The organism is Mesorhizobium sp. M7A.F.Ca.ET.027.03.2.1 (genome assembly GCF_003999175.1).
Lineage (GTDB): Bacteria > Pseudomonadota > Alphaproteobacteria > Rhizobiales > Rhizobiaceae > Mesorhizobium.
In genome coordinates this window covers 1-2,834 of the sequence record NZ_RZOM01000828.1, presented here as the reverse complement: position 1 = coordinate 2,834, position 2,834 = coordinate 1, and the positions used below count along the sequence as shown (strand labels likewise).

Sequence of the window (2,834 nt, the reverse complement as noted above, 5' to 3'; positions counted from 1 at the left end):
GTGCGAGCAACGCCCACATGGCGACCGCCGAAAAGCCGATCAGTGTTGCGCGCCCCATTCTGTCTCCAGTGGCGCGCCAATTCCGCGCCTGGCTATTGTACGGCTTCGAAACGCCCGGCGCTGATGGTCAAGGTGCCGATCTGCGTGCCCACCGTGGCACGGATCGGCGCATATACGCCGGTTTGGCCGAGCGGTGCAAACGTCACCATCATGCGGCTTTTGTTCTTGAGATAGTTGAGCGCCTTGCGGCCCTTGCGATAACCCGCCACCGGCTCGAAGCCCATCTGGCAGGTGACGGTGTCGCCCTTGTAGCCTGGGACCGAGATCGTGCCTTTCGACGCGTAGGTCAACGTCAGGTCGGCACGCATCTCGCCGTCATAGAACTTCACCGTGCGGCCGCAGACCTGGTCGAGACTGTCGGCATGAATGACGGTGGCGGCCATGGGATCGAGCACCGACGCCAGGTCGCCGGCACCGAGCGGTACCCAGTTCTTGGGGTCGCGTTTGCCCGGCGCCGGCACGACCTTCGTCGAGGTGACCCTGCCATTGGCAAAGCGGATATCGACAACCGATGCCTTCTTGCCGGAGGTGTAATCGGCGCGGAATGCCTGCGGCACCATCTTCTTGCCCGCGATCGTGCCTTTGGATGAGATCGTGCCGCGCGTATCGTCGAACAGCTTGGCGAGGCCGGCTGCGGTGACACTGCCTTGGATCGCGTAGGCGCCGTTCTCATAGCGGCTGGAAAACGTTGATTTCGCTATCAAAAGGCCGAGGAACGACACTGTGTACTCGCCCTTGAACGACTGCGGCGAGGCAGCAGACGCGGCGGACGGCAAAGCTATGGCAAGCATGGCAACAAGGGCATGTGGCGAACGAAGCATGGCGGGATCGGGTCCTTGATTTTCGGCCGGAGGCGGGCAACTCCGGTCTGGCATGTCCCTATGGAACCGCTTATAGGATGAATTCCGGCCTTAATATGAAATGCCGGGCGTGTCCGCAGGCAAGCTGGAGCTTGACGCCTCGGCGAAATGCAACTATGGAACGCCAACTTTTTCCATAAGGCCGCCTGACCAGAACCGCGCGCCACCCGGCGTGGGCTTGAGTGTTTGGCAGACCCCGAGAACTGAAGGTTAGAACAATGTCCCGCACCTGCGAACTCACTGCCAAGGCAGTCATGTCCGGCAACAATGTGAGCCACGCCAACAACAAGACCAAGCGTCGCTTCCTGCCGAACCTCGTCAATGTGACGCTGATTTCGGAAGCGCTGAACCAGAACGTGCGTCTTCGCATTTCGGCCAACGCGCTGCGTTCGGTCGAACATCGCGGCGGCCTCGACGCCTTCCTGGCCAAGGCCGACGTCAAGGAATTGTCGCAGCGCGCCCGTTTGCTGAAGAAGCAGATCGCCAAGAAGACCGCCGAACAGGCTGCCGCTTAAAATTTCGGAATACGTTCCGCTGGTTCCATTACCCAGGATAAAAAAATGACTTTCTTCTCGCGATACTTGCCCTTCGTGGCCGCCATGACGCTTGTCGTCGTGGCATCGAACATTCTCGTGCAATTCCCGATGCAGGGCCAGATCGGCGGCCTCTCGCTGGCCGACCTTCTGACCTGGGGGGCCTTCACCTATCCCTTCTCGTTTCTGGTCACCGACCTCGCCAACCGCCGTTACGGCCCCACTGTGGCGCGCCGGATCGTCTTTGTCGGCTTCATGACGGCGGTGATCTGCTCGATCCTTGTCCCGCCCTTCCTGTTCCGTCACGGCCTGATCGAATTCGAGACCGCCGCCGACCGGCTGGTGCGGATCGCGGCCGCGTCCGGAGCGGCGTTCCTTGCCGCGCAATTGCTCGATGTGACTGTCTTCAACCGGCTGCGCCGCCAGAGCTGGTGGCGGGCGCCGATCGTCGGCACGCTGGTCGGGTCGGTGTTCGACACAGCCGTGTTCTTCACCGTCGCGTTCTCGGCCGCCTTTGCCTTCGCTGGTCCCAACGACGGCTTTGCGTTGGAAAACGCACCCTTGATGGGCGTGTTCCATGTCGACGCGATGCGTTGGATCTCCTGGGCGCTGGGCGACCTCAGCGTGAAGCTGATCATCGCCGTGGTGGCGTTGATCCCCTACCGTCTGCTCGCGGCCCGCTGGAGCCAGCCCGCGGTTGCGGCTTAAACCATGATCCCGAAAAGTGGGACCCGATTTTCGGAAAAGATCATGGTCGGACAAAGATCATGATCCCGTGGGTTCAGCTCGATTCGGCAAAGACCCCGGACGGCGGACAAGAACTTCGCCTCAAGCGGCGCGGCACCGAATTCTCGATCATGCTGGGCACCAACGAGCTCATGAACAGCCGCCTCAGCGGTTCCGAGGAAGCGCTGGCAAAACTGTCCTGTGAGCGGATTGCCGGCCATAGCCGGCCCACAATCCTGATCGGTGGGCTTGGCATGGGTTTTACCTTGCGCGCCGCACTCACAGAATTGGCCAATGATGCCGGAATTGTCGTCGCCGAACTGGTGCCCGCCGTCGTCGCCTGGGCACGTGGCCCGATGGCCGAAATCTTTGACGGCTGTCTCGACGATCCTCGCGTCACCATCCAGGAAACCGATGTCGGGCAGTTGATCCGGTCGCGGCCCGCGGCCTGGGACGCCATCCTGCTCGATGTCGACAACGGCCCGGAAGGCATCGTCCACAAATCCAACGACGCACTTTACAGCGTGCAAGGCCTCGCAGCCGCACGCAGCGCCCTGAAACCCGGCGGCGTGCTGGCGGTGTGGTCGCAAGGCCCCGACAGCGGCTTCACGCGGCGGCTGAAGCAGGCAGGCTTCGCGGTCGAAGAGGTCAGTAC

The 2,834-nt window shown here is 62.0% G+C and carries 4 protein-coding genes; 3 read left to right on the top strand and 1 reads right to left on the bottom strand.

Annotated elements, in window-relative coordinates; translation table 11 throughout:
* Nucleotides 1–92 precede the first annotated feature (92 nt).
* Nucleotides 93–881, bottom strand: coding sequence for a DUF3108 domain-containing protein (locus EN750_RS27575; protein ID WP_127398579.1), 789 nt, complete (start codon nucleotides 879–881; stop codon nucleotides 93–95).
* Nucleotides 882–1,138: 257 nt separating this feature from the next.
* On the opposite strand from EN750_RS27575, the gene rpmB reads away from it, so the two are divergent.
* The 3 genes from rpmB to EN750_RS27560 all read left to right on the top strand — a co-directional run.
* Entirely contained in the window at nucleotides 1,139–1,435 is a 297-nt protein-coding gene (rpmB, locus tag EN750_RS27570; RefSeq protein WP_013529373.1) for a 50S ribosomal protein L28, read from the top strand.
* Between the two features lie 45 nt (nucleotides 1,436–1,480).
* Nucleotides 1,481–2,161: a queuosine precursor transporter gene (locus EN750_RS27565; protein ID WP_127266961.1), complete on the top strand. Its 681-nt coding sequence runs from the start codon at nucleotides 1,481–1,483 to the stop codon at nucleotides 2,159–2,161.
* A 59-nt stretch (nucleotides 2,162–2,220) separates the two neighbouring features.
* On the top strand, nucleotides 2,221–2,834 hold a 614-nt coding region (locus EN750_RS27560), incomplete at its 3' end, for a hypothetical protein (protein ID WP_127398577.1).

Coding starts and splice junctions, on each gene's coding strand:
- EN750_RS27575 (WP_127398579.1), bottom strand. CDS start 881: ATGCTTCGTTCGCCACATGCCCTTGTTGCCATGCTTGCCATAGCTTTG.
- rpmB (WP_013529373.1), top strand. CDS start 1,139: ATGTCCCGCACCTGCGAACTCACTGCCAAGGCAGTCATGTCCGGCAAC.
- EN750_RS27565 (WP_127266961.1), top strand. CDS start 1,481: ATGACTTTCTTCTCGCGATACTTGCCCTTCGTGGCCGCCATGACGCTT.